Genomic DNA, 1,405 nt, shown 5'->3' with positions numbered 1-1,405 from the left:
GAAAGTGGTAACTTCGGCGCGTGGCTGCAAGGATGGCAGCTGATGCTGCGGCTATATGTGAGGCAATCAGCAGTCGCTGGAATAATGGGGGTTGTCGAAAGTCATGTAAATCGACTAAAAATGCTGAAAGGCCAGATGTATGGTCGAGCCGGATTTGAACTACTCAGGCAGAGGGTCATGAGTCCACTGGCATGAAAATCTCCATCCAGGTTGCGTAAGAGCCACTTTTCATCCGTCGTTGACATTTGTATGCCGTCACTGTGGCACTTCTCGGCCCACATTGTGTAAATGGTGGCGCAGATATCTGGCTCAGGGCATCGCTGGTCTGGAAAGCTACAGCCGTCGCTCCAAGCGTTCACCATCAACGAAAACCAGCACTTGCGAAGTCGCTCTGATTCTGGAAGTTACGTTCTCAGCGAAATCTGGGGGCAAGACGTATTCAAAGCGAGTTAAAACGACTTCATTCAATCTCACTGGCAATAGTGCGTATTACCGTGAAGGGGATCGGTGAGTAACGGCGTTTTTCAAGGTAGTTGTCGCCTGATGTAATAAAGGTTGGACGTTCCCAAAAGACAGACAAAGCTGAGTTTTACGCTACCGTAGATCTTTCTGCTGATGACCTGAAGGGATTGCTAGCAGAATGGTAGCATTACTATAACAGGGAACGTCCTCATAGCGCTCACAACGGTAAAACTCCGATGGAACGCTACTTTGAACTTGCTGAGAAAACACCATACTCCGATGCCGTTCATGCAAACTATCAGCCCAATGAAGAGCATATACAGGAACAGAATTACAAGCCTGAACTTGAACTGAGAAAATTGAAACGATGTCTATGAATCACACATTTTATTACAAGGCAACAACTACCTTCAAGCTCTATGTTGAGCCTGTTTACCATTCTGTGTAATATGCATTTTCTTTAAAGTGACCGTCAGGACGGTCACTGATTACCCATTCTGAAGAGACTGTAATTAAAATTGTGTAATTGCCTGTTTTTGATATGTTCACTCCAACAACGGAGACAGGCAAACGATGGACGAAAAGAAACTTAAAGTCCTTGCGGCTGAACTGGCCAAAGGCCTTAAAACCGAAGCCGACCTCAACCAGTTTTCACGCATGTTGACAAAGCTTACCGTCGAAACGGCGCTCAATGCAGAACTGACTGACCATCTAGGTCATGAGAAAAATGCTCCTAAATCAGGCTCTAATACCCGTAATGGCTACTCGTCAAAAACGGTATTGTGCGATGATGGCGAGATCGAACTTAACACGCCGCGTGACCGTGAAAATACCTTCGAACCACAACTGGTGAAGAAAAATCAGACCCGCATTACCGGCATGGACAACCAGATCCTGGCGCTGTATGCCAGAGGGATGACTACCCGCGAAATTACCTCAGCCT

General features: G+C 46.6%; 1 protein-coding gene and 2 pseudogenes. All 3 read left to right on the top strand.

Features of this window, described 5'->3' with window-relative positions:
• Nucleotides 1–14: 14 nt before the first annotated feature.
• Nucleotides 15–195, top strand: a pseudogene (locus ACJHYR_RS27730) (ISL3 family transposase); the annotation flags it as partial.
• Nucleotides 196–244: 49 nt separating this feature from the next.
• Nucleotides 245–839, top strand: a pseudogene (locus ACJHYR_RS27725) (integrase core domain-containing protein); the annotation flags it as partial.
• A gap of 196 nt (nucleotides 840–1,035) precedes the next feature.
• The coding region (locus ACJHYR_RS27720; RefSeq protein WP_171946114.1) for a transposase at nucleotides 1,036–1,405 on the top strand (370 nt) is incomplete at its 3' end.

This window comes from Escherichia sp. WS1450, assembly GCF_046487395.1.
Taxonomy (GTDB): domain Bacteria; phylum Pseudomonadota; class Gammaproteobacteria; order Enterobacterales; family Enterobacteriaceae; genus Escherichia; species Escherichia coli.
The sequence above is the reverse complement of the archived record's forward strand: the minus strand, read 5'-3'. Positions and strand labels throughout refer to the sequence as shown.